23 protein-coding genes and 1 tRNA gene are annotated in these 23,316 nt (G+C 68.8%); 18 read left to right on the top strand and 6 right to left on the bottom strand.

Features of this window, described 5'->3' with window-relative positions; translation table 11 throughout:
* Nucleotides 1-70 precede the first annotated feature (70 nt).
* The 6 genes from D7V80_RS42220 to D7V80_RS12745 all read left to right on the top strand — a co-directional run bounded on the left by D7V80_RS42220 (nt 71) and on the right by D7V80_RS12745 (nt 3,683).
* A complete protein-coding gene (locus D7V80_RS42220) occupies nt 71-721 on the top strand; it encodes a hypothetical protein (RefSeq protein ID WP_199738575.1) in 651 nt (216 codons plus the stop codon).
* Between the two features lie 75 nt (nt 722-796).
* Nucleotides 797-1,213 (top strand): hypothetical protein, encoded by a 417-nt coding sequence (locus D7V80_RS12725; protein ID WP_120588406.1) that lies wholly within the window; start codon nt 797-799, stop codon nt 1,211-1,213.
* Complete coding sequence (locus tag D7V80_RS12730; RefSeq protein ID WP_120588407.1) at nt 1,210-1,995, top strand: hypothetical protein; 786 nt, start codon at nt 1,210-1,212, stop codon at nt 1,993-1,995. Before D7V80_RS12725 ends, D7V80_RS12730 begins: the two co-directional genes overlap by 4 nt.
* A gap of 68 nt (nt 1,996-2,063) precedes the next feature.
* On the top strand, nt 2,064-2,693 hold the full coding sequence (locus D7V80_RS12735; protein ID WP_120588408.1) for a hypothetical protein: 630 nt from the start codon (nt 2,064-2,066) through the stop codon (nt 2,691-2,693).
* Between the two features lie 61 nt (nt 2,694-2,754).
* Nucleotides 2,755-3,381: an NIF family HAD-type phosphatase gene (locus tag D7V80_RS12740; protein ID WP_120588409.1), complete on the top strand. Its 627-nt coding sequence runs from the start codon at nt 2,755-2,757 to the stop codon at nt 3,379-3,381.
* Nucleotides 3,382-3,607: 226 nt separating this feature from the next.
* Nucleotides 3,608-3,683: transfer RNA gene (locus D7V80_RS12745), tRNA-Pro, on the top strand.
* A 28-nt stretch (nt 3,684-3,711) separates the two neighbouring features.
* On the opposite strand, the gene D7V80_RS12750 is transcribed toward D7V80_RS12745, so the two are convergent.
* Nucleotides 3,712-4,113, bottom strand: coding sequence for a hypothetical protein (locus D7V80_RS12750; RefSeq protein WP_120588410.1), 402 nt, complete (start codon nt 4,111-4,113; stop codon nt 3,712-3,714).
* Between the two features lie 60 nt (nt 4,114-4,173).
* Nucleotides 4,174-5,679, bottom strand: coding sequence for a hypothetical protein (locus D7V80_RS12755; RefSeq protein WP_147447079.1), 1,506 nt, complete (start codon nt 5,677-5,679; stop codon nt 4,174-4,176).
* Between the two features lie 56 nt (nt 5,680-5,735).
* On the opposite strand from D7V80_RS12755, the gene D7V80_RS12760 reads away from it, so the two are divergent.
* The 3 genes from D7V80_RS12760 (at nt 5,736) to D7V80_RS12770 (ending at nt 7,631) form a co-directional block, all read left to right on the top strand.
* Entirely contained in the window at nt 5,736-6,395 is a 660-nt protein-coding gene (locus D7V80_RS12760; RefSeq protein WP_120588412.1) for a MarR family winged helix-turn-helix transcriptional regulator, read from the top strand.
* A 94-nt stretch (nt 6,396-6,489) separates the two neighbouring features.
* On the top strand, nt 6,490-7,077 hold the full coding sequence (locus D7V80_RS12765; RefSeq protein ID WP_120588413.1) for a protoglobin domain-containing protein: 588 nt from the start codon (nt 6,490-6,492) through the stop codon (nt 7,075-7,077).
* On the top strand, nt 7,077-7,631 hold the full coding sequence (locus tag D7V80_RS12770) for a redoxin domain-containing protein (RefSeq protein WP_120588414.1): 555 nt from the start codon (nt 7,077-7,079) through the stop codon (nt 7,629-7,631). The genes D7V80_RS12765 and D7V80_RS12770 overlap by 1 nt, the downstream gene beginning before the upstream one ends.
* Nucleotides 7,632-7,667: 36 nt before the next feature.
* On the opposite strand, the gene D7V80_RS12775 is transcribed toward D7V80_RS12770, so the two are convergent.
* Together D7V80_RS12775 and D7V80_RS12780 are read right to left on the bottom strand one after the other, a co-directional pair.
* Entirely contained in the window at nt 7,668-8,249 is a 582-nt protein-coding gene (locus tag D7V80_RS12775; protein WP_120588415.1) for a hypothetical protein, read from the bottom strand.
* 77 nt (nt 8,250-8,326) lie between these two features.
* Nucleotides 8,327-8,878 (bottom strand): hypothetical protein, encoded by a 552-nt coding sequence (locus tag D7V80_RS12780; RefSeq protein WP_120588416.1) that lies wholly within the window; start codon nt 8,876-8,878, stop codon nt 8,327-8,329.
* Nucleotides 8,879-9,149: 271 nt separating this feature from the next.
* On the opposite strand from D7V80_RS12780, the gene D7V80_RS12785 reads away from it, so the two are divergent.
* Nucleotides 9,150-9,833 (top strand): DUF72 domain-containing protein, encoded by a 684-nt coding sequence (locus D7V80_RS12785; RefSeq protein ID WP_199738577.1) that lies wholly within the window; start codon nt 9,150-9,152, stop codon nt 9,831-9,833.
* A 72-nt stretch (nt 9,834-9,905) separates the two neighbouring features.
* On the opposite strand, the gene rnhA is transcribed toward D7V80_RS12785, so the two are convergent.
* On the bottom strand, nt 9,906-10,373 hold the full coding sequence (rnhA, locus tag D7V80_RS12790; protein ID WP_120588418.1) for a ribonuclease HI: 468 nt from the start codon (nt 10,371-10,373) through the stop codon (nt 9,906-9,908).
* A 55-nt stretch (nt 10,374-10,428) separates the two neighbouring features.
* Between rnhA and D7V80_RS12795 the strand changes: the two genes are divergently transcribed.
* The 8 genes from D7V80_RS12795 (at nt 10,429) to D7V80_RS12825 (ending at nt 20,784) form a co-directional block, all read left to right on the top strand.
* Nucleotides 10,429-11,484: a Gfo/Idh/MocA family protein gene (locus D7V80_RS12795; protein ID WP_233585289.1), complete on the top strand. Its 1,056-nt coding sequence runs from the start codon at nt 10,429-10,431 to the stop codon at nt 11,482-11,484.
* A gap of 158 nt (nt 11,485-11,642) precedes the next feature.
* Entirely contained in the window at nt 11,643-12,473 is an 831-nt protein-coding gene (locus tag D7V80_RS12800) for a hypothetical protein (protein WP_147447080.1), read from the top strand.
* A gap of 100 nt (nt 12,474-12,573) precedes the next feature.
* A complete protein-coding gene (locus D7V80_RS12805; RefSeq protein WP_120588420.1) occupies nt 12,574-12,978 on the top strand; it encodes a DoxX family protein in 405 nt (134 codons plus the stop codon).
* 110 nt (nt 12,979-13,088) lie between these two features.
* Nucleotides 13,089-16,151 (top strand): ATP-binding protein, encoded by a 3,063-nt coding sequence (locus D7V80_RS12810; protein WP_120588421.1) that lies wholly within the window; start codon nt 13,089-13,091, stop codon nt 16,149-16,151.
* 89 nt (nt 16,152-16,240) lie between these two features.
* Nucleotides 16,241-17,182 (top strand): DUF808 domain-containing protein, encoded by a 942-nt coding sequence (locus tag D7V80_RS12815; RefSeq protein WP_120588422.1) that lies wholly within the window; start codon nt 16,241-16,243, stop codon nt 17,180-17,182.
* Nucleotides 17,183-17,336: 154 nt separating this feature from the next.
* Nucleotides 17,337-18,290: a serine hydrolase gene (locus D7V80_RS12820; protein WP_233585290.1), complete on the top strand. Its 954-nt coding sequence runs from the start codon at nt 17,337-17,339 to the stop codon at nt 18,288-18,290.
* Complete coding sequence (locus D7V80_RS42710; RefSeq protein WP_233585291.1) at nt 18,287-18,604, top strand: hypothetical protein; 318 nt, start codon at nt 18,287-18,289, stop codon at nt 18,602-18,604. Before D7V80_RS12820 ends, D7V80_RS42710 begins: the two co-directional genes overlap by 4 nt.
* A 110-nt stretch (nt 18,605-18,714) precedes the next feature.
* Complete coding sequence (locus tag D7V80_RS12825; RefSeq protein WP_120588423.1) at nt 18,715-20,784, top strand: PQQ-dependent sugar dehydrogenase; 2,070 nt, start codon at nt 18,715-18,717, stop codon at nt 20,782-20,784.
* A gap of 52 nt (nt 20,785-20,836) precedes the next feature.
* Here the strand turns inward: D7V80_RS12825 and D7V80_RS12830 are convergent, their stop codons facing one another.
* A complete protein-coding gene (locus tag D7V80_RS12830) occupies nt 20,837-23,305 on the bottom strand; it encodes a phosphoketolase (protein WP_120588424.1) in 2,469 nt (822 codons plus the stop codon).
* Between the last annotated feature and the right edge of the window lie 11 nt (nt 23,306-23,316).

Genomic DNA, 23,316 nt, shown 5'->3' on the forward strand with positions numbered 1-23,316 from the left:
GCGGTAAGGTGCTCACGGGAAAGAAGCTGGCCTTGCTGCAACTGCCCTCCCTCGGGGAGTCACACACCACATGATGTATGCATTGTCGACGGATGTCTCCCATGCCAAGGAGAATGCGGATATCTACGACGTCGATCTCATCGAATTCGACGGCTTTGAGTGCGTGACCTTCCACGACCCCGGCATCGACTATCAGCGTCAGCAGGGCGCGCCCGAGGTCATCGAGTTCGTCGGCAACCTGGAGAGCATCAACGGGCGCGACCACCTTCTCACCGCGCCCCTGGGGTTGTTGCTGCTCTCCCGGCGCATGGTGCGCGTACTCGAAGCGGTGGGCCTGTTTCCCCACCGCCTCATCCCCACGGTCATCTACTCAGAACGCATCAGGCACCTCGTGCGCAACGGGTACCCCCGGAAGCGAACCTGGTATTCAGTGAAGGATCCGGCGCTGAAGAACGAGGACTTCGTCATCCTCCAGTTGCTGGAGCAGACAGACTGCCTCGACCGGGAGCGCACCCTTGTGAAGGGCGTGCCCTTCCACCAGTGCGGAGAAGAACTCCTGGGCCGCGAGGAAGCCGAGCCGCTCGTGCTCCGCCCTCCGCCAGGAGGTTTCCCGCCCGTGTTCTCCGTCCCTGAGTTGGTCTTTTATTGCTACACCGAGGAAGCGCGTCAGGCATGTGAGCAGGCGGGACTGAAGGGGCTGTGGTGGCACCCCCAGCCGTGAGCCCAGAAGGGCCCGGGGCTGGCTTTGGGCGCAAGCCCGCATCCCTTTAGGATGACGTCCCCATGGGGACGCAACATGAGTGGTGAGGGCTCGAAGCCCGTCGCGGCGGTGCTGGTGGGGCTGACGAACTTCCGGCTGGGCCGCATCCTGCTGTGGACCCTGACGGTGTTCCTGGGGCTGCTGGCGCTCGTGCCGGGCCCTGACAGTGGGCTCCTGTGGCACATGGCCGCCATTCCGGGCGTGCTCGCACTGATTGGAACCGGCACGGCGTGGTGGAAGGAACGCCAGAGCTCCCGGTCCGGCCCCATTCCGTGGCTGCTGTTCCGGCTGGCCTTGGGGGCCGTGCTCTTCGGCGCCGCCGCGCTCCTGATGTGGTGGCGGCGCAGGCGTGAGCTGAAGGCCAGCGCACATGTATCGCCGCCCTCCGCCGAACAGGTGGACCGGTGGGCCACCGCGGAGCTGGACCTCGCGGCCGGGGAGCGCGCGTCATGAGCCACGCGGCCTTGAAGCAACGGGACCCGGACGCGGCACCGCTCGAAGCGCCTCCGCGTGAATCCATGGGAGGCATGACCCGCGCGGGCTTGCGGAGCCTCCTCGCCATGGTGCCCGCGCTGCTGGGCTCCGGTGTGGGGGGCGCGCTGAAGGGTTTCTTCCTCTTCGGGTGCTTCGGCCTGGTGCTGGCGGGCGTCTTCGTGCTCGCGCCGCGTTGGACGGGCGCGGCGCCGACGCCCTCCTGGCTGAACTACCTGAGCTTCGTGCTCACGCCCCTGCCCCTGGCCCTGGCCGGGGGCTACGTCTGGATGCTCCACGGGGTCAGCTCACGGCTCGCGAGCGAGGTCCGCGCGCGAGGGTTGATGGGCTACGCGTACGCCATCCTCAAGCCCGCGACGCTGCAGGTCGCCCGGCGGTTGCGCGGGACCAGCACGCCCAGCCGCGCGGAGCTCGCCCGGGCCATCGAGGAGTCGGTGGCGGAGCGCATGCGCGAGCCCGAGGAGGCGCGCGAATCCGCGGCCTCGCGCGCCGGATGGCTGGAGGGTTTCCTCATGGACCAGTCCCGCCGGGTGCTGGGGCTCATCGCCTTGCGCGCGGTGCTGACATCGCCGGACATGCCCTCCGCGGTGCGGGAGCTGGAGATGTTGGCCATCGACCGGTTGGAGGGCGTGTTGGAGGAGACGCTGGAGGACCTGTTCTTCCTCCAGATGGTGCTCACGCTCGGCGTGGGCGTCCTCGCCGCCGCACTGCCCACGTTCCTGCTCCTCTTCCTGCCCCGCTGAGCGGAGCCCCCCTGGCCTCTGCTAGCCTCCTGCCGTCCCACCTGGGTGGGACAGGAGGCGACGCCGGGATGGACTCACTGGACGCGCGCATGGAGCGGCTGGAAGGCCGGCTCCGACGGTGGCAGGGCCTCACCCTCGCGGCCTTCGTGCTGGCCGGGGTGGGACTGGGAACCGCGGCCCTGCGTGACGAAGCGACGCAGTCTCCTTCGGGAGAGCTGGTCACCTCGCGGCTGGTGCTCAAGGACGCCAGGGGCCGCACACGGGCCAGCCTGGAAGCGAACCGCCATGGCGGCGCGGCGCTGGTGTTGAACGATAGCGAAGGCCGGCCCCGGGCACTGCTGGGCGTGGGCGAGGACGACTCGCCCCGGCTGCGCTTCTCCACTGCGGAAGGCGAGTCGCTGGCGGAGCTGATGGTGTTCTCCGACGAGGCGCCGCGCCTGACGCTGTCCAAGTCCGGAGGCGCGGAGCTGTTCTCCGTGGGGCTCCAGGTGGACGGTTCCTCGAGACTGGAGCTGGCGGACGTGACGGGAAGGCCCCGCGCCATCCTGGGCGCGGATGAGGAGGGCTCACCGGGCCTGCTCCTGGTGGACCGCCGCGGCCAGCCCCGCGTGGAGCTGCGCGTGGGCAGCACGGACGAGGCCAGCCTCGTGCTCGAAGGCCGCAACGGCCAGGTGTTCCGAGCGCCCGGCGTACAGTGACGCCGCGTCGTCATTTCCGGAAGCCGTGCTGCGTCATCACCGGGAGGGAGAAGACCCACCGGTGACGGCGCCCACGGACAGCATCCTGTTGATCCTGGACCTGGATGAGACCCTGGTCCACGCAAGCGAGAAGCCCCTGGCCCGGGAGGCGGACTTCCAGGCCCTGGGCTACTTCGTCTACGTGCGTCCGCACCTGGAGCCCTTCCTGCGGGAGTGCGCCGCCCACTTCCGGCTGGCCATCTGGTCAGCGGGGGCGGACAAGTACGTGGCGGAGCTCGTGAAGCGGATCGTCCCGCCAGAGCTCGAACTGGACTTCGTCTGGGGGCGGAGCCGGTGCACGTATGGGCTCGACCGGGCCGGCGTCCAGCGGGACGGGTTTCTCGATCCGGATGTGCACTACGGCTGGGTCAAGAAGCTGCGCAAGGTGAAGCGGCGGGGCTACCGGCTGGAGCGCGTCCTGATTGTCGATGACACGCCGGCCAAGTGCATCCACAACCACGGCAACGCCATCTACGTCCGGGAATACGAGGGCGAGGAGCACGACACGGAGCTGCTCGACCTGGGCCGGTATCTGAAGACGCTCGCGGACGTGGACAACGTCCGGTGCATCGAAAAGCGGAGCTGGCGGAAGCAGCTCTGTCAGGACGGAGGCTCCGCCGCGTCCCTGCTCCACGCGAAAGGAGTGTGATGCCCATGACGAAGCGCGACGAGCCGAGCCCCAACCGCCCCACCGACATGGAGCCCACTCCAGACAGCTTGGAGCTGGCCATCGCCTCGTTCCACGGCTGTCCGCCCGGCACCTGACCCACGCCGCCACCCGGTAACACCGGGACGGGCATGGAAAGAGGCCGGGCTCCCGAGGGGGGACCCGGCCTCGGTCATGTCCGGGTCCTCCCTCGAGGACTCAAACCCATCGGGATGTAGCTCAGCCTGGTTGAGAGCGTGCGCCCGGGGCGCGCAAGGTCGCTGGTTCGAATCCAGTCATCCCGACTTCACCTCCCAGACAGCTCACGCCCGCCTACTCGAGCTGGAGGCCGCAGTCGCTACAGGCGCCCGCCACCAGAGGGGCGGCCGTTCCGCAGGCCGGGCAGGGCGGCTCGCCCTCTTCCTCGGCGGCTTCTGACGGGGCGGCGGGCATAAGGCGGGGAGTCGTCCCCTCTGGCACCAGCCCCTCGCGGCGCACCGATTCCAGCCACCCCTGCTGGAGCAGGGCAGCCACCCGGGGCCCATCCTCGGGCCGCACCAGCACCTGGAACTTCGGAGAGCAGCCGACCTTGCTGCACGCCTCACGGTGGACGAGAGCGGGGACGTCCGCGTCCAGGAAGCCCTCCACCATCCTCCGGGCGTCCGCGAGGGACAACTCCGCGCACGGCACCAGCTCCGCATCCGCCAGGGTTCTCTGCACTTCGTCTGGAGTCATGACGGCCGTGATTGGACCTCGGATGTGCCCCCTCCGTCCACCGCCCCTCCTTGAAGCGCCTCACGAACCGCAGCCGCGCGCGTCCTTCCGCACGAAGACGCGGACCGGTCCCGGGTCCGCCACCTCTTCGAACCGGGAGTCCCCCTGGAGCGCGTCGAGCAACGCCTCCCGTGAGGCCGCTCCCAGGAGGAGCGTGTCCACGCGCGGGGGAACGAGCACGACCTGCGCCCGCTCATAGTGATGCAGGAGGAAGCGGTCGTAGCCGTTGGGCACGAAGACGATGGAGCGGAAATCCGTGGCCACCGCGCGCCAGGAGGCACAGGCCTGGACCTGGCGCTCGAACGCCTGGCGGAAGTCTCCATCCACCGGGGGCATGGGGCGCAGCGGAGGAGACCCGATGGTTCGGTCGAAGCGCGCGACCTGGAGGAGCGCGAGCACGGCGAGCAACAGCGCGGGCGCCGTCGCGGCCCAGGCGGGGACCCGCCCACGCGCGAGCACGCCCTTCCACGCCTCCGCGAGCCTCCCGAAGCCCGCCGCCGCGCACACGCCCAGCCCCGGCAGCAGGAAGGCTGAGTTGTAGAACCAGAGGAGGCGCTTGTCCGGCGCATCCGCCATGAAGAAGAAGGTGCCCGGAATCGTGCTGACGAGCGTGGCCGCGGGCGAGAGCAACTGGAGCCACCAGAAGCTGCGCTGGAAGACCACCAGCCCGCTGGTGGCCACGTCATGCACCACCCGGCCGGGGTCGCCCAGCGCGGTGAAGGCGACCTGCCCCCACGTGCTGCCGTAGTGCGACCAGAACCGCGTGCCTGAAGGCGTCCCGAGCGCCGGCAGCACCACCGCGACACAGAGCGCGAGATAGCCGAGCGCCAGCGCGGACACCCCGAGCGCCCTGCGCGTGAGCACCGCACGCGGAGGACGCGCCACGGCCGGCAGCAGCAGCAATGCCGCCGACTGGAACGCGAGGAAGAGGCCGCCATCCGGACGCACGCCCAACGTGAGCAGCGCCGTGAGCACGACCCACCGCATCCGCGCGCCCCGCAGGAGCATCACGAGCACCGCCGTGGAGCCCAGCTGGAAGAACACCTCGAAGTGCGCGGAGAGCGCGACCGTCTTCACGAACGGATTGAGCGCCAGATACAGCATGAAGGCGACAGAGACCCACGGCCTCCAGGCGGCGGGGAGCAGCTCCCGCTCCTCGATCATTCGCTCGAAGAACCAGACCTGGAGCCCGACCGCCGCGTACAGCGCCACCAGCCCCAGCAGGATGAACAGGAACTGCGAATCGCTGAGCAGGAACAGCGGCGTGAGCAGCAGCAGCGTCGGGGTGAAGTGCACCGTGAGGTGGTTGAGGTCCATGTCCGTCACCCAGAAGGGACGGCCCCGGTACACCGCGTTCGAGAACAGGTCGTTCAGGAGCGCGAGGTCGTGGAACGCGAACACCCCTCCCCGGAAGGCGCTCCAGACACAGACCACGGTGTAGATGAACAAGGCTCCGAGCACGAAGTGCCAGGCCCGGAACCGGCGGGTGAACGCGAAGGAATGCAAAGCGGGGGGACTCTGCCACACGAACGGCTCCACCCGGTCGCCTTGACAACTTAGGAGTCCTAACTTAGATCAAGTGCATGACTGGGAAGCGACCGGGATACTTCGACGAGAACAGCGAACCCATCTCCGCGCGCATCGCGACAGGGCTCCACAAGATCGGGCTCGCGATGAAGCAGCAGTCATGGCAGCAGGCGAATGGAGCGGGCCTGTCCGCCACGCAGGGACAGATTCTCGCCACGCTGGTCGCGAGCGGGCCCCTCACCGGCAAGGAGTTGAGCGAGCGCCTTGGCGTGACGCTTCCCACCATCAGCGACTCCGTCCGCGTCCTCGTCGAGAAGGCGCTCGTGACCCGCTCCGCGGATCCGAGGCACCCGCGCGCCAGCCTCCTGACGCCCACGGCCACGGGCGCATCCCTCGGGGCTCGCGCGCGTTCGTGGCCCGAGTTCATGGCGGACGCGGTCGCGGACCTCTCCCCAGAGGAGCAGCGCGCGTTCTTCGCCGGCATCGTCAAGATGATCCGGATGCTCCAGGAGCAGGGGCTCGTTCCGGTCACCGGCATGTGCGTGACCTGCACGCACTTCCGCCCGAACGTGCGCCCGGGCGCGTCTCCGCATCACTGCGCCTTCGTGGACGCGCCCCTGTCGAGTGAGCAGCTGCGCATCGACTGCCCGGAACACGAGCTCGCGGCGGAGTCGGCGCGACGCGAGGTCTGGGAGCAGTTCATGCGTCGCGCCTGACGTCTCCAAGTCTCAAACACGAATGAACACGGCTTTCCGCGGCCCTTCCGGCCGACGGCAACGGCGGAGCTCTGCTCCGAGCAGGAGAAACACAATGAGCAACATCCCCGGCTATACCCATGGCACCGCGTCCGTTTCGCGCTCGCCGGTCTCCCTCAACGACTTCGAACAGATGAAGGCCAGCGTCCTGTTCGGCGAAGAGGACGTGAAGGCCCTCCGCAGGTCGCACGACATCGTGAAGGGGCGTGTCGAGGCCATCCTCGACGTCTGGTATGGGTTCGTCGGGAGCCAGCCGCACCTGCTCGCCTCGTTCAGCGGGAAGACGGACGGCAAGCCCCTGGGGGACTACCTCACCTCCGTCCGCAAGCGCTTCGGCCAGTGGATCCTCGACACGTCGAGCGCCCGGTACGACCAGGCCTGGCTCGACTACCAGCACGAGATCGGCCTGCGCCATCACCGCGTCGGGAAGAACAAGACCGACGGAGCCCCCTCCACGGACCTCGTTCCCTTCCGGAACCTGTTCGCGCTCATCTTCCCGGTGACCTTCACCCTGCGCCCCTTCCTGGCCGAGCAGGGCCACTCCGCGGAGGACGTGGAGAAGATGCATGCGGCGTGGGTCAAGTCGTGCCTGTTGCAGGTGACGCTCTGGGCCCACCCCTACGTCAAGGACGGGGACTTCTGATGACACCGCGCCCCGCACCGGCCTGGCGGACGACCGACTGGCTCAATACGCCAGAGCCACTCACCCTGGAGCGACTCCGCGGCAAGGTCATCCTCCTCCACGCCTTCCAGATGCTCTGCCCGGGCTGTGTCGCCCGGGGCATTCCGCAGGCACAGCGCGTCGCGGAAGTCTTCGCGGGCGCGCCGCTCGTCGTGGTCGGGCTGCACACGGTCTTCGAGCACCACGAGGCCATGAAGCTCGAGTCCCTGCGGGCGTTCCTCCACGAGTACCGGGTGAAGTTCCCGGTGGGCGTGGACGCACCGGGCGAAGGTGGCGACCCCATCCCGCGGACCATGAGGGCGTATGCCATGCAGGGAACGCCGACGACGGTCCTCATTGATGCGCAGGGACGGCTTCGCCGGCAGGTCTTCGGCATGCACGACGACCTGCAGCTGGGCGCCGAGCTGCAGACCCTGCTGCTCGAGGCCCAGGCTGCTCCTGTGTCCGGTGAGCAGCGGCCCGCACCCCAGAAGGTCACCGCCGCCTGTGACGACAGCGGCTGCGCCGTGCCTTAGGAGGCCGCGCCGGACAGGGGGCCATGCGCGGGCTCGTCACAGGCAGTTGGTGTCCACGGGCAGGGTGTCCTGCTGCACGGTCTGGAAGGTGAACAGGCACAAGGCGCTCGCGCCCTGCTCCATGAAGACCCCGCCGTAGAGCTTCGCGTGGCCCAGCCGCGCCGTGCTCCCCGCCTTGAGGTACACGGACGTTTCGTAGCCTTCAATGGAGGACTGGTCGACGCCCATGCGAACCCCAGGCGCCGGAGCCGGGAAGTCCGCGTAGATGCCGAAGGTCCCCCCCGTGCCGGTTCCCTTCAGGCGGCTGGAGCGCACGAACACGCCGGGCGTCTCCGCGTGCAGGGCCGCGGACAGCGTGGCTCCGCCGCTGAAGACCTCCGAGTCCACGATGTCCACGCTCTGGGCCGCCGCCTCCACGCCGTAGCTCCGGGCGCCGTTGCTCGCGCTGGCGCTGACGAACATGCGGCGCAGGAAGCCGAACTTTCCGGCCACGCCCACGCCAATCACCGACTCCACCGCGCTCGCGGTGCCCTTGGCTACGGCCCTGGAGTCCTCCAGCGTGATGCCCACCTGGTCGAACGCGAACCCCAGCGCACGGCGGACAGACGAAAGATTCAAGGACAGCTCCCCCTTCGGACTCGAAGGAGCCCAGTCTGTCCGCTCGCACGGTGGCGTTGGAATGGGTCCGCCGTCACTCAGCCCATCTTGCAGTAATAGAGGCTGATGTCGTCGCAGTACCAGCCCCGGCACTTCGCGCCCCGGATGAAGTATTCCTCGGGGGCCTGGAAGGGGGCGGTCTCGTCGGAGATCCAGTTGGACCAGTAGCAGTCCACCGGGGTGCGCCCGGTGATGTTCGTGCACTCCAGCGAGACGTTGTCGCAGAAGCTTCCCGTGCAGGACACGCCCGTCGCCCAGTAGTTCGTAGGACAGAGAGTGGGGGTCGTGGTCTCCTCGGAGAACGACCGCGTCCAGGTCTTGCTGCCATACCCGGCGTTGGATGGAATGTCGCGGCAGTTCATCGACACGTTGTCACAGCCGGTGCCAGTACACCCCACAGAGAAGGCCACCATCCGGTTGGCACAGTGGATGGGCGGAAATTCCTCCGACGTGGAGCCCGCGGACTGTGTCGCCGCCTGCTCCACCTGCTGGGTCTCGAACCCGGCTTCGGAAGCCATCTCATCGGCGGGGCCGCAGGCCAGGGTCGTCAACAGGAGGGTCAGTGCCGCGAACAGGGACAAGCGCTTCATGGTGTGAAACCTCTCAATGAGTGGGCGTTGCCCTGCTGTTACGACCGCGTCTGGAATTATTCCCATGGCGTTTCCGAAGAGGTGCCGGGTCAGCGTCACCCCTGGACGCTGTCTTCGCCGACTGCTGGCACCCCGGCCTCAAGGTCCGGCGCGGGTGAGGGTGAGCCTCGTGCCGGTCCGTGCCTAGCTTCTCCGGGTGCGACACGGACCTTCGAACCCCTCTCACGAGCGCTGCCGGGTCGGCTGTGCCGGCTGGAGCCTGTCGAGCGCGGTGGGTGAACACTTCCCCACGACGGGAACCCACCTGGAGCGCTACGCGCGCGTCCTTCCCGCAGTGGAGATCAACTCCTCCTTCTACCGGCCGCACCGGCCCGGCACCTACGCCCGCTGGCGCGACAGCGTTCCGGAGACGTTCCGCTTCGCGGTGAAGGTCCCCAAGGTCATCACCCATGAGCTGCGCTTGCGCGACGCACGCGAGCCGCTCGAGCGCTTCCTGGGCGAGGCGGGTCACCTGGATGTCAAACTGGGGTGCCTGTTGGTCCAGCTGCCGCCCAGCCTCCAGCACGAGCCTGAAACGGCCCGCGCGTTCTTCCAGTCCCTGCGGGAGCGGACCTCGGTGGACGTCGTGTGCGAGCCCAGGCACCGGACCTGGTTCACGGACGAGGCCCGGCAGGTGCTGGACGACGCACGCATCCGTTACGTGAGAGCGGATCCGCCCGCGGTGAGCGCGCCCCAGCCGCCAGACGCGGAGGTCGTCTACTACCGGCTGCATGGCTCACCGAAGATGTACTACTCCGAATATTCCCAGACGTTCCTGGAGGCCCTGGCCGTGGAGATAGCGGGACACGAGCAGGCCGGTCGCCGGGTGTGGTGCGTCTTCGACAACACAGCGGAAGGCGCGGCCCTGCCGAATGCACTAGCATTGCTGCACCTCGATGCACGACGCCCGGAATGAACCAGGCACCGCACGGATGGCCCGTGCGCTCGCTTCGCTGGACGAGCGGACCCTTCCGCGAGCGCCCTGGGGCTACCGTCCGAGCCGGGCCGCCAGCTCCAGCCGGGCCGCCACGGCCAGCGCATCCGCGCGGTTGTTCTCCACGTCATCCGAGTGGCCCCGCACCCAGTGCCACGTCACCTGATGAACGCGGACGGCCTCCAGCAGCTCGCGCCACAGGTCCGCGTTGGACACGGCCTTCTTGCCCGACGTGCGCCAGCCATTGGCCTGCCACGTGTCCAGCCACTTCTCCGCGAAGGCGTTGCACACGTACTTCGAGTCGGTGAACACCTGGACGCGGCACGGCGTCTTCAGGGCCTTCAGCGCGACGAGCGCCGCGGTCAACTCCATCCGGTTGTTGGTGGAGTCCGCCTCCGAGCCCTGGAGTTCCTTGCGGTAGCCATTGCGTTCGGGAGCTATGAGGATGGAGCCCCAGCCTCCCAGGCCGGGGTTCGGCGAACAGGCGCCGTCGCAGTAGATGTGCACGAGCGGGAGCGACATCGGACGCGCACCCTACTCCATCCGCTTCCGGCGTCCCCCGGCTAGAGTTTGGACCGTGAGCGCCTTCCCCAGCACCCTCCCCCACGTCGAAGCCATCCCCCTGCGCGGAGGACCCGTGCTGCGCTGGGGCGTGCTCGCGCCAGGGCGGATTGCCGGGGGCTTCGTCTGGGCCCTGCACCGGCACACCGACCAGCGCGTCCATGCGGTGGCCTCGCGTGACCCCGAGCGCGCCCGGCGCTTCGCCGCGCAGTACGGCGTCCCGCGCGTCCACGAGTCCTACGAGCAGCTCGTCGCGGACCCTGACGTCGACATCGTCTACGTCGCGTCTCCCCACAGCGAACACAAGCGACAGGCCTTGCTCGCCATCGCCGCCGGCAAGCACGTCCTCGTGGAGAAGCCGCTCGCGCTCGACGCTGGCGAGGCCCGCGACGTCGCCCGGGCCGCTCGCGCCGCGGGCGTCTTCGCCATGGAAGCCCTGTGGTCGCGCTTCCTCCCGCAAACCCTGCTCATCGAACGGCTGCTGCACGACGGCGTGCTCGGCGACGTCCGGCTCGTCATGGCGGACTTCGGGGGCTGCTTCGACTTCGACCCCGAAGGCCGCGTCTTCAACCCCGCGCTCGGCGGTGGCGCGCTGCTGGACATCGGCATCTATCCCATCTGGCTCGCGCACCTCGTGCTCGGCCCGCCGCCGCACGTGCACGCCACGGGTTCGCTCACCGAGACAGGCGTGGATGGACAGGCGGCCCTCGTCCTCACGTACCCCACGGGCGCCCAGGCGCTGCTGCACACCACCCTCTTCGCGGAGACACCCCAGGAGGCCGTCATCGCGGGGACGCACGCGCGCCTCCAGATTGACTCGCGCTTCTTCACCCCCAGCGGCTTCACGTTGAAGGCCGCCCGGTCGGACCAGCGGCTGCGCTGGACCGACCCGTCCGGCATCCACGGCAGCGAGGGCCTCGCCTGGCAGGCGGCCGCTGTCGCGCTCCACATCGCCGAAGGACGCACCGAGTCACCCCTGCATCCGCTGCAACACAGCATCGCCTTGCTCGAAACCATCGACGCGGCGCGAAACCAATTGGGCGTCAAGAATGACGGGCTGCGACAGAAATAACCGGAAACGCCACAAAACCAGTATTCCTGTGACCTGAACCGTCACAGCCGCCGAACGGCAATCATTGCCATCCGAGTGACTGTCTCGGTTGGGCGTCATGGTCTGTCCATTGCAGACATCTGGCCTCCGCTGTCCACCCCAAGGAGGAATGGATGTCCATGATGCGAGCAGGAATGTTCGTGGGCCGGCTGCTGACGGCCACGCTGGTGGGAGTCTTCGCGGGCTGCCAGGGAGACCCCTCGCAGGAGGAGGCCAAGGCCGCCTCCGCGTCGCAGGAGGTCATGGCGGCCCCGCGCAACTGTGTGCAGCGCTTCGAGGGCATCACCCACTGTGGCACGGGCAACGCGGCGCTGAAGTCCACCGACGAGGGCCTGGTGGTCACCGGCTTGAACAGCCTGGACAAGGACGGCGTCGTCGGCGTCATGGGCCGCGCCGAGAGCTGGCGGCAGAAGTCCATCGTGGACTTCGGCGCGAGCGATGAGGGCATCCGGTACTACGGCCGCAACGAGGACCAGGTCATCAGCACGTTGTCGCTGGCCCCGGACCCGAGCAACCCCGATGGCGGTATGCGGATGCTGCCCACGTTCACCGGAAGCCCGGGCGGCTCCTCCTACGCCATCAACGTGCGCAACCAGGGCGAGATGGTGGCCTTCATGCTCCCGCACCGCTGGTGGGAGTGGTCCTCCGTGCAGATCTGGGCGTACATGGACCGCATGCGCCACCCGGACACGTACTTCGGCGTGGAGGGCTTCGGCGTGACCACGGGCGCGGGCCGCATGGGTGCCTGCATCTGGCGCGTGCGCTTCCAGGAAGGCGCGTTCACGGTGACCCTGGAGGATGGCCGCCAGGTGACGGGCGATGAAATCGAGTTCGTGGAGCAGCTCGATGACGGCGCCTATCCCTACAGCGCCTTCACGCACATCGGGATGACGGGCGCGGTGGACAAGCTCACCATCGTGGACGAGACCGTGGTCCAGAGCAGCAAGTAGGGTTTCCGGGCCCGTACGCGGCGTGGACACGGGCCCGCCGTTATGGTTCACGGGCGCGTGCCGGGACCTTCCATCCCCCGGCACGCGCCTGGAGAACACCATGGGATTCCTGCGGCCCCACGCTGAACGCATCTACGCCCTGCTCCGCATCGCCGCGGGGCTGATGTTCATGCTGCACGGCATGCAGAAGGTCTTCGGCATGTTCGGAGGGATGCCCGCCGGAGCGCCGCCGTTCATCGTCTACGGCGCGGGAGGCATCGAGTTCCTGGGCGGCCTGCTCGTGGCGCTCGGGTTGTTCGCCGGGCCCGCGGCGTTCATCTCCAGCGGCACGATGGCCGTCGCCTTCTTCATGGGGCACGTCATCCCCAACGGGGGCAACCTCAACCCCATGCTGAACAAGGGCGAACTCGCGGCGCTCTACTGCTTCGTCTTCTTCTACATCGCTGCTCACGGCTCCGGCATCTGGAGCGTGGACGCCGCGCGCCGGGGCCACTCCCGTACGTAGCCACACACGGGGTGGCTGGCTGCTCGCCCTCCAGGGCCTGCGTCGAGGGGTCAACCTTCCGCCCACGCGCTCCGCCCGGCCCCGGAGCCGTGTGGTAACGACCTTGGTCGATGAGCTCCTCGACCTTCTCGCGCGCGACGGATCCCAGCGGAACCGGGGTGCCGGACACGCCTCGCCGCGAGGGACGCGAGGAGCCCTTCATCCAGCACGGCGGTGAGATGGGCGCCCTGATGCGGGCCCATGACTGGTCCAGCAATTCGCTCGGCCCGCTCGAGCACTGGCCCCAGTCCCTGAGGACGTCCGTCAGCACGATGCTGCGCTCGCCCTACCCCATCATCCTCTTCTGGGGTCCCGAGCTGCGCATGCTCTACAACGACCCGTTCCGGCCCATCCTGGGGGCGAAGCATCCCGAGACGCTGGGCGCGCGCGGAAACGAGGCGCTCATCGAGGAGTGGGCCCAGCTGGGGCCGTTGATCAAACGCGCCCAGGACACGGGCGAGCCCATCTACATCGAAGACGGGAACGTCAACTTCGCGCGCCGCCCCGGGGGCCTGCGGGAGGAGTCCTACTTCACCTGGTCCTACAACCCGACCATCGGCGAGTCGGGAGAGATCGCCGGCCTCTTCGCCATCGCGAGCGAGACGACCCGGCAGGTGGTGGGTGACCGCCGGCTGGGAATCCTCCGGGAGCTGTCCATCCGGATGGCCCTGGACAAGAAGGTCGAGGACATCTTCCGTTCGCTGGAGGAGGTGCTGTCGCAGGCGGCGTACGACGTGCCCTTCGCGCTGCTCTACGTCGTCAAGGCGGAGCAGGCACGCCTGGTCAGCTGCGCGGGCCTGGAGCGTGGGGGGAGCGCCGCCCCCGCCGCGCTGGCGCTGGACGACACGTCCTCCTGGCCGCTCGCGAGCGTCACGGGAGTGGGACAGGAGGTCCTGCTCAAGGACCTCCACCCACGTTTCGGGCCCCTTCCCGGCGGGCCCTGGCCGGAGCCCACGACGCGCGCGCTCGTCCTCCCGGTGTCCATGGGCGTGGAGACGGACACCACGGCGGTGCTCGTGGCCGGCCTGAGCCCCCTGCGCACGATGGACGGCGAGTACCGCGGCTTCCTGCAGCTGCTGGCGCGGCAGCTTTCCGCCAGCATCGCCAGCGCCCGCGCCTATGAGCAGGAGAAGCAGCGGGCGGAGGAGCTGGCCCGGCTGGACGCGGCCAAGACGGCGTTCTTCAGCAATGTCAGCCACGAGTTCCGGACCCCGCTCACGCTCATCCTCGGCCCCATCGAGGACGCGCTGGCGGGGACGCCGAAGTCGTTGGAGGGAGAGCCGCTGGAGCTGGTGCGCCGCAATGCCTTGCGGCTCTACAAGATGGTCAACACCCTGCTCGACTTCTCCCGGATGGAGGCGGGACGGGCGCAGGCCCGCTACGTGCCCGTGGACCTGTCTGTCTTCACCACGAACCTCGCGAGCGCCTTCCAGTCCGCGGTGGAGAGCGCGGGCCTGCGGCTGGTGGTGGACTGTCCGCCCCTGCCCGAGCCCCTCTACGTCGACCCGGAGATGTGGGAGAAGGTTGTCTTCAACCTGCTCTCCAACGCGGTGAAGTACACCTACCGCGGGGAGATCCGCGTGAGCCTCCAGTGGGAGGACGCGCAGGCCGTCCTCCGCGTGGAGGACACGGGGGTGGGCATCCCCGAGGAAGAACTCCCGCGCGTCTTCGAGCGCTTCTACCGCGTCCGTGTCACCCAGGGCCGCAGCCACGAGGGGACGGGCATCGGGCTCGCGCTGGTGCAGGAGCTGGTGAAGCTGCATGGAGGCAGCGTCGCGGTGACGAGCCAGCTGGGCAGGGGCACCACCTTCACCCTGCGGCTGCCGCGGGGGACGGACCACCTGCCCCCGGAGCGCGTCGACCACACCTTCCGGCCAGGGCCGGTCCCCTCGGGCGCCATCCCCTTCGTGGAGGAGGCGCGCCGCTGGTCCACGGACGTCAGCGCCACGGACACCGGAGCGCCGCTCGCATCCGCGTCGCGCTCTCCTGAAGTCTCCGCGGAGTTCGCGCGGTCCCGCATCCTGCTGGTGGATGACAACGCCGACCTGCGCGCCTACGTCACGGGTCTGCTCAAGCATGTCTTCCCGCACGTGGAGGCCGCCAGGAACGGGCAGGAGGCGCTGGAGCAGGCGCGCGTCCGGCCGCCGGACCTCATCCTCTCCGACGTGATGATGCCGGTGCTGGATGGCTTTGGCCTGGTGCGGGAGCTGCGTGCCGACGAACGCACGCGCGCCATCCCCATCATCCTGCTGTCCGCGCGGGCGGGCGACGAGGCCACGGTGGAGGGCCTGCGAAGCGGCGCGGATGACTACCTGGTGAAGCCCTTCTCCGCGCGCGAGCTGCTGGTGCGGGTGCGCACCCAGCTGGACATGGCCCGCGTGCGCCGGGAGGTGGTCCGCAACGAGATGGAGAAGGATTCGCTGCGCGAGTCCGTGCGGACGCGGGACGACTTCCTACGGCTCGCCAGCCATGAGCTGCGCACGCCCGTGAGCGCCCTGTCGCTCAGCCTCCAGTCCCTGGTGCGCGGCCTGGAGCGGCTGCCGCCGGACGCAAGCCCGGAGTCCACGCGGCAGAAGGCGCGAACGACGGAGAAGAGCCTCCAGCGTCTGACCCGCCTGGTGGAGCAGCTGGTCGACCTGGCGGAGTTCGTCACCGGGCCGCTGGACCTCTCACGACAGGAGGTCGACCTGGCGGAGCTGACGTCCACGGTCGTGGCGCGGTGGCGGCCGAAGGCCCTGCACGCGAACTGCGTCCTCACCCTGGAGGCGCCCCTGCCGGTGGTGGGGAGCTACGACCGCGCGAGGCTGGAGCAGCTGCTCGACAGCCTCATGGACAACGCCCTCAAGTTCGGGACGGGCAGGCCCGTGGAGGTCACCGTGGCGCGCGCGAAGGGCCGGGTGAGCCTGGCGGTGCGGGACCATGGCGCCGGCATCGGGCCGGAGGACCAGGAGCGCATCTTCGGGCGCTTCGAGCGTGCCAGCTCCGCCAATCACCACGGCGGCTTCGGGCTGGGGCTGTGGATGGCCCGTCACATCGCGGAGGCGCATGGGGGGAGCATCCACCTGGAGCCCACGGAGGGCGGCGGTGCCACCTTCACCGCGGTGCTGCCGTGGGAGGTCGCCCCGGCAGGGTGACCCGCCGTCACTGGAGCGCGGCTCCTCCAGCTGTGCTAATCCGCGCTGCAGCAGGGTGACGTCCCCACCCCCCAGCCCGGAAGACATCCATGGCAGGCAGCAGCCTAATTGCGCTCATCGACGACATCGCCACCATCCTGGATGACGTCTCCATCCTGACGAAGGTGGCGGCGAAGAAGACCGCGGGTGTGCTGGGAGACGACCTGGCGCTCAACGCGCAGCAGGTGACGGGCGTGAACGCGGACCGCGAGCTGCCCGTGGTGTGGGCGGTGGCGAAGGGCTCGCTGGTCAACAAGGCCATCCTGGTCCCGGCGGCGCTGGCCATCAGCGCGCTGGCGCCCTGGCTGGTAACCCCGCTCCTGATGGTGGGCGGCGCCTTCCTCTGCTTCGAGGGCGCGGAGAAGCTGGCGCACAAGTTCCTGCACGGCAAGGAGGAGGACGACGCGCACCACGCCGAGCTGCGCAAGTCGCTGGAGGATCCGGCCGTGGACATGGTCGCCCTGGAGAAGGACAAGATAAAGGGCGCGGTGCGCACGGACTTCATCCTCTCCGCGGAGATCATCGCCATCACGCTGGGCACCGTGGCGGCGGTGGACTTCGCCACCCGCGTCTCGGTCATGGTGGGCATCGCCCTCATCATGACGGTGGGCGTGTACGGGCTGGTGGCGGGCATCGTGAAGCTGGACGACGCGGGCCTGTACCTCAGCCGCAAGAGCAGTGGCTTCGCGCAGGGCCTGGGCCGGGGAATCCTCAGCGCGGCGCCGTGGCTGATGAAGTTCCTCTCCGTGGCGGGCACTGCGGCCATGTTCCTGGTGGGCGGCGGCATCCTCGTGCACGGCGTCTCCGGCCTGCACCACGCGGAGGAGTCCTTCACCGCGTGGGCCGGGCGCGTCCCGGGCGTGGGCAGCGTCCTGGGCGGGCTGGCGCCCATGGTGATCAACGCCGCGGTGGGCCTGGGTTCCGGCGCCCTGCTGGTGGTGCTCTTCACCCTGGGCCAGAAGCTGTTCAAGGGCCGCGGCGACAAGAAGTAGCGGCAAGCCAGCGCATCGAGCGCTGACGGGCGCCCGTTCGCCGCATGCCGGTGCCCGTTCACCGCGGGCCCGGCCCCACCGGCTGAACACTCCCCCAGCATGGCGTCAGCGCAGGCAGGGTGCCCCCGTTCACCCCTTGCCCTGGAAGCGCTCCATGCCGCGCAAGCTGCTCGTGTCGTCGTTCCTGTTCGCCGCGCTCACGTGTGCCCCCGCCCTGGCCGCTCCGGTCACGGCGGCCCTGCCCAGGGACCGCCACAAGCAGGTGGATGCACACTTCTCGCAGTGGAAGAGCAAGACCGCACCCGGCTGCGCCATGGGCATCTCACGCGACGGCGTGCTGGACTACGCGCAAGGCTACGGCATGGCGGACCTGGAGCACGACGCTCCGGTCACGCCGCGCTCGGTCTTCTCCATCGCCTCCATCTCCAAGCAGTTCACGGCCTTCTCGATTGGACTGCTGGCGCAGGAGGGCAAGCTCTCGCTGGACGACGACATCCGCAAGTACGTGCCGGAGCTGTCCGCGTATGGGAAGGCCATCACGCTCGCGCACCTGATGCATCACACCAACGGGCTGCGGGAGCAGGGACAGCTGCTGAACCTGGCGGGCTGGCGCGGCGATGACGTGTCCACCGAGGCAGACATCCTCTGGGCCCTGAGCCGGCAACGTGGCGTGAACTTCGAACCGGGCGCGGAGGTCCTGTATGGCAATGCCGCCTACACGTTGCTGGCGGTCGTGGTGCGACGCGTCTCCGGTCAGTCGCTGCAAGCGTTCGCCCACGAGCGGATCTTCAAGCCGCTCGGCATGACTGACACCCGCTTCCGCGAAGACCACACCGAGCTCTTTCCCCGGCGCGCCTGGGGCTACACCTCCCGCGACGGCGGTGGCTGGCGCCTCAGCGTCTCCAACTCCGCCCATTGTGGCGCGGGCAACCTGTTCTCCACGGTTGGGGACATGCTGAAGTGGGAGCAGAACCTGCTCGACGCACGCGTCGGTGGGCAGGCGCTGGTCGCGCTGATGCGGACCTCCGGCAGGTTGAGCGACGGCACCGTGACGGGCTACGGCGGCGGCCTCCGCTTGATGGGGTATCGCGGCCTGGACATGGTGTGACCGAGCCGAAGCCCACGGCTTCGGCATTGGCGGCCTTCGCGGGGCAGTACCGCAGCGACGAGGTCGACATGACCTACACGGTGCGCGTCGCGGACGGGAAGCTGGCCATCCGCTGGCCGCGCCGGGACGAGGTGGTGCTGGAGGCCATCGGTGGAGACCGCTTCTCCGGCTCGCTCGGCGCGGTCACGTTCACGCGGGCGGCCTCCGGCGGAGTCGACGGGTTGACCATCAGCAACCGCCGCCTGCGCCGGTTCCGCGCGGAGCGGCTCCTGCGAGCGGAGGCGGTGAGAGCGACTTCGGCGGCAGGCAATTGAACCTGGGGGCCTGTTGATAGCCGCTCAACATCGGCCAACGCGTTCCAGAGAGTTCACTTGAGGCACTTCCTGGATTCCGTGAAAGAGGCGGAATGCAAAGGAGCATCTCAATGAATGTTCGTCACCTACTGGCCGGAGTCCTGGTCACCGTCACTGCTTGTGGAGAGAAGCCGGAGAACGAGCCCGAACTCCAGACACAGACCGCCGCGGTGGTCGCCGGCTCGCGGCTCGTCAGCGTGCAGTCCGGCCGCTGCCTCGACGTGGCGCAGAACAGCCAGACGGCGGGGCAGGAGCTCCACATCTATGACTGCCACAGCCAGGACAACCAGCGGTTCCTCTTCACGCCGGAAGGCGAGCTCCGCGCATTCGGTGGCTCGTGGTGCGTCCAGCCGGAGACCGCCAGCTCCGGGGCCCGGGCCGTCATCGCCGCCTGCAATGGAACGGCGAACCAGCGATGGGTCCGCAACACGGCCGGCGCGGTGATCCACACGGCGACCTCGCTGTGCCTCGACGTGTCCGGTCAGGCCACGGCCAACAGCTCGAAGGTCATCGTCTGGACCTGCAACGCCCAGACGAACCAGCAGTGGTCGTTTCCGGCCGACACCCAGGCGCCCACCGTGCCCACGGGGCTTACGCTGTCCAACGTGACGTGCAACTCGGCGACGCTGTCCTGGTCGCCATCCACGGACAACCAGGGCGTCGCCTTCTACGACGTCTACCATGACGGCCAGCTGATGAAGTCCGTCTCCGGCGCCACGGTGTCCACCGGGCTGACCGTGGTCCCCGGTGTCAGCTGGGGCCTGTATGTGAATGCCCGGGACGCGGTGGGCAATGTCTCCCAGGGCAGCGGCACGCTCTCCATCACCCCGCCGCAATGCCAGGCGGACACCCAGGCTCCCAGCATCCCGACCGGCGTCACCGCCACCGCGTCCGGCACCAGCGTGACGGTGAACTGGACCGCGTCCACCGACAACGTGGGCGTGAGCGCGTATGACGTGTTCCGGGGCGGCGTGAAGATTGGCACGGTGGCCGGCTCTCCGCCGGGGACGACCTTCGTCGACAGCGGCCTGTCCGCGAACACGGCCTACACCTACGCCGTGCTCGCCCGCGACGCCCAGGCCAATGCGTCCGCCCAGAGCGCGTCCGTGACGGTCACCACCGGTCAGGCCTGCGCGAACGCCGTCTGCTCCGTCATCCAGGTCGCCACCGACAACGACATCCCGTGGGGCCTGGTGAACCTGCCGGACGGGACGGTGCTCTACAGCCGCCGCGACGCGCACAACATCATCCGCCTGGACCCGGCGACGGGACAGAAGACGTCCGTGGGCACCGTCCCCAACGTGCAGAGCACCGACGGCGAGGGCGGCCTGATGGGGCTGGCGCTCTCCCCCACCTTCGCCACCGACCGCTGGCTGTACGTGATGCACACCTCCCCCACCGACAACCGCATCGTGCGGCTGCGGTATGAGAACGGCGCCCTCAACACCGCGTCGCTCCAGGTGCTGCTCCAGGGCATCGGCCGCAACAAGTTCCACAACGGCGGGCGTCTGCGCTTTGGCCCGGACGGGAAGCTCTACGCGTCCACGGGGGATGCCCAGAACGGCGCCTACGCGCAGGACATCAACAACCTGGCCGGCAAGGTGCTGCGCCTCAACGCCGACGGCACCGTCCCGTCCGACAACCCCTTCGGCAACTACGTGTGGAGCTACGGCCACCGCAACCCGCAGGGCCTGGCCTTCGACTCCCAGGGCCGCCTGTGGCAGCAGGAGTTCGGCAACTCCGTGATGGACGAGACCAACCTCATCCAGAAGGGCGGCAACTACGGCTGGCCCAACTGCGAGGGCACGGTGTCCCAGGGCGGCTCCGGCTGCGCGACGGCCGGCTACATCGCGCCGAAGCAGACCTACTCCACGGCGGACGGTTCGTGCTCCGGCATCGCGGTGGTGCGCGACGTCCTCTACGTGGCCTGCGGCCGCGGCACGCGCCTCTACCGCGAGGTCATCAGCGGCACCAGCCTGACCAACGTGCAGCAGTTCTTCGTCGGCACCTACGGCCGGCTGCGCACCGTGGAGCCGACCCCGGACGGCAACCTCTGGCTGACCACCACCAACCAGGGTGACAAGGACAGCATCCCCAACAACAGCAACGAGCGCATCTTCCGCGTCGTGCTGGGGCAGTAGCCGCCGCGAGGCCCACGCATGGCGCCCGGTCGCGCCATGCGTGAGCGGCCTCTCAGTCCGGCCAGGTCCAGTCCGCGATCTCAGGGCGGTCCCGGCCGTGCTCGTGCGCGAAGGCCAGGTTGTCGAGGATGGCGTTCTTCATCTCCTCCTTCAGGTGCCCCGCCTTGGCGCTCAGCCCCGGCACTCGGTCGATGACGTCGATGACCAGGTGGAAGCGGGACGTCTCGTTGAGGATGGCCAGTTCGAAGGGCGTGTTGATGTTGCCCTTCTCCCGGTAGCCATGCACGTGCAGGTCCTCGTGGTCGATGTAGCGATAGGCCAGCTTGTGGATGAGTGACCCATAGCCGTGGAAGCTGAAGATGATGGGCTTGCCCGGCGGGAACAGGCTCTGGAGCTCGCGTTGGGTGGACCCGTGCGGGTGGTCCGCCGACGACTGGAGCTTGAACAGGTCGACGACGTTGATGAAGCGCAGCTTCAGGCTCGGTGCGCGCGCGCGCAGGATGGAGGCGGCGGCCAGGGCCTCCTGCGTCGCGACGTCACCGCAGCAGGCCAGGATGACATCCGGCTCCGCGTCCTCGTCCGTGCTGGCCCGCTTCCAGATGCCGAACCCCTTGGCGCAGTGGGCGACGGCCTCGTCGATGCTGGTGAACTGCAGGTGCTTCTGCTTGTCCGCGACGATGACGTTGACGCAGTCGGTGCTGCGCAGGCACTGGTCCGCCACCACCAGCAGCGTGTTGGCATCCGGCGGCAGGTAGATGCGCGTGACCGAGCCGGATTTGTTGGTCACCAGGTCGATGAAGCCCGGGTCCTGATGTGAGAACCCGTTGTGGTCCTGACGCCACACCGTCGAGGACAGCAGGATGTTCTCCGAGGCAACGGGCGCCCGCCATTTCACGTGGTTCTTGCTGATGTCCAACCACTTGGCGTGCTGGTTGAACATGGAGTCCACGACGTGGGCGAACGCCTCGTAGGTGTGGAAGAGGCCGTGGCGCCCCGTGAGCAGGTACCCCTCCAGCCAGCCCAGCAGTGTGTGCTCCGACAGCATCTCCATGACGCGGCCGTCCCGCGCGAGGTAGCCCCCGTCGGCATCCTCCGGCACCATCTTGGCCATCCACGTCTTCCCGCTCACCTCGTAGAGGGCCTGGAGCCGGTTGGAGGCGGTCTCGTCCGGACCGAAGACGCGGAAGCTCGTCGGGTTGTCGCGCATGATGTCGCGCAGGAACTCGCCGAGCGGTTTCGTGTTCTCATGCAACGTGGTGCCGCGCGAGCCGACCTTGACCGCGTAGTCGCGGAAGTCAGGCATCCTGAGCGCCTTGCGGAGCAGGCCGCCGTTGGCGTGGGGGTTCGCGCTCATCCGCCGCGCCCCCTTGGGCGCGAGCGACCGGAGCTCCGGCATCAGCCGTCCCTCCGCGTCGAACAGCTCCTCGGGCCGGTAGCTGCGCATCCAGTCCTCGAGCGCCTTCAGGTGCGCCGGGTTGCCTCGCACGTCGCCGAAGGGGACCTGGTGTGAGCGCCAGCTCCCCTCCAGCCTGTGCCCGTCCAGCTCCTTCGGACCGGTCCAGCCCTTGGGCGAGCGCAGGATGATCATGGGCCAGCGCGGACGCGTCGGGGTGTCCGTCAGCCGTGCCGTCTTCTGCAGGGCGCGGATCTCCTCGACGGCCTGCTCCAGGGTCTGCGCCATCTTCTGGTGCATCTGGGCCGGGTCGCTGCCCTCGACGAAGTAGGGCTTGTAGCCGTAGCCGACGAACAGCGCCTCCAGTTCCTCCTGGCTGATGCGGGAGAGGATGGTCGGGTTGGCGATCTTGTACCCGTTGAGGTTCAGGATGGGCAGCACGGCGCCATCCCGCACGGGGTTGATGAACTTGTTCGAGTGCCAGGCCGTCGCGAGCGGCCCCGTCTCGGCCTCGCCGTCACCCACGACGCAGGCGACGATGAGGTCCGGGTTGTCGAAGGCCATGCCGTACGCGTGGGAGAGGCTGTAGCCCAGCTCGCCGCCTTCGTGGATGGAGCCTGGCGTCTCCGGGGTGACGTGGCTGCCGATGTGCCCGGGGAAGGAGAACTGCTTGAAGAACTTCCGCATCCCCTCCGCGTCCATGCTCTTGTCCGGATAGACCTCCGAGTAGGTGCCCTCCAGGTACGCCGGCCCGAGCACGCCCGGGGCGCCGTGGCCCGGCCCGGCCACGAAGATGATGTCGAGGTTCTGCTCGACGATGAGCCGGTTCAGGTGGACCCAGGTGAACGAGAGCGCCGGGCTCGCGCCCCAGTGGCCGAGCAGCCGGTGCTTCACGTCCTTCGGCAGCAGGGGCCGGTGCAGCAGCGGGTTGTCCTGGAGGTAGATCATCCCCACCGCCAGGTAGTTGCACGCCCGCCAGTACGCGTTCATCAACTCCACTTCCCTGGCGGTGAGCGGTCCCCCGCCCCGGGTCCGCTCGCGGCCTGGAGCGGAGGGCCCCTGGCCGTGCTCCCTGGCGGACAACGGCGACCCATACTCCGACGCTTCCGTTCCTTCGGGGTGTGCCATGACATGCCTCC

This window comes from Corallococcus sp. CA054B (genome assembly GCF_003611625.1).
GTDB classification, from domain to species: domain Bacteria; phylum Myxococcota; class Myxococcia; order Myxococcales; family Myxococcaceae; genus Corallococcus; species Corallococcus coralloides.

Bases quoted from the DNA above. Each gene is read 5' to 3' on its own strand.
- D7V80_RS12735 (WP_120588408.1), top strand. From the start codon at position 2,064: ATGGACTCACTGGACGCGCGCATGGAGCGGCTGGAAGGCCGGCTCCGA.
- D7V80_RS12765 (WP_120588413.1), top strand. From the start codon at position 6,490: ATGAGCAACATCCCCGGCTATACCCATGGCACCGCGTCCGTTTCGCGC.
- D7V80_RS12815 (WP_120588422.1), top strand. From the start codon at position 16,241: ATGGCAGGCAGCAGCCTAATTGCGCTCATCGACGACATCGCCACCATC.
- D7V80_RS42220 (WP_199738575.1), top strand. From the start codon at position 71: ATGATGTATGCATTGTCGACGGATGTCTCCCATGCCAAGGAGAATGCG.
- D7V80_RS12750 (WP_120588410.1), bottom strand. From the start codon at position 4,113: ATGACTCCAGACGAAGTGCAGAGAACCCTGGCGGATGCGGAGCTGGTG.
- D7V80_RS12730 (WP_120588407.1), top strand. From the start codon at position 1,210: ATGAGCCACGCGGCCTTGAAGCAACGGGACCCGGACGCGGCACCGCTC.
- D7V80_RS12780 (WP_120588416.1), bottom strand. From the start codon at position 8,878: ATGAAGCGCTTGTCCCTGTTCGCGGCACTGACCCTCCTGTTGACGACC.
- D7V80_RS12725 (WP_120588406.1), top strand. From the start codon at position 797: ATGAGTGGTGAGGGCTCGAAGCCCGTCGCGGCGGTGCTGGTGGGGCTG.
- D7V80_RS12800 (WP_147447080.1), top strand. From the start codon at position 11,643: ATGATGCGAGCAGGAATGTTCGTGGGCCGGCTGCTGACGGCCACGCTG.
- D7V80_RS12770 (WP_120588414.1), top strand. From the start codon at position 7,077: ATGACACCGCGCCCCGCACCGGCCTGGCGGACGACCGACTGGCTCAAT.
- D7V80_RS12830 (WP_120588424.1), bottom strand. From the start codon at position 23,305: ATGGCACACCCCGAAGGAACGGAAGCGTCGGAGTATGGGTCGCCGTTG.
- rnhA (WP_120588418.1), bottom strand. From the start codon at position 10,373: ATGTCGCTCCCGCTCGTGCACATCTACTGCGACGGCGCCTGTTCGCCG.
- D7V80_RS12760 (WP_120588412.1), top strand. From the start codon at position 5,736: ATGACTGGGAAGCGACCGGGATACTTCGACGAGAACAGCGAACCCATC.
- D7V80_RS12805 (WP_120588420.1), top strand. From the start codon at position 12,574: ATGGGATTCCTGCGGCCCCACGCTGAACGCATCTACGCCCTGCTCCGC.
- D7V80_RS12825 (WP_120588423.1), top strand. From the start codon at position 18,715: ATGAATGTTCGTCACCTACTGGCCGGAGTCCTGGTCACCGTCACTGCT.
- D7V80_RS12810 (WP_120588421.1), top strand. From the start codon at position 13,089: ATGAGCTCCTCGACCTTCTCGCGCGCGACGGATCCCAGCGGAACCGGG.
- D7V80_RS12820 (WP_233585290.1), top strand. From the start codon at position 17,337: ATGCCGCGCAAGCTGCTCGTGTCGTCGTTCCTGTTCGCCGCGCTCACG.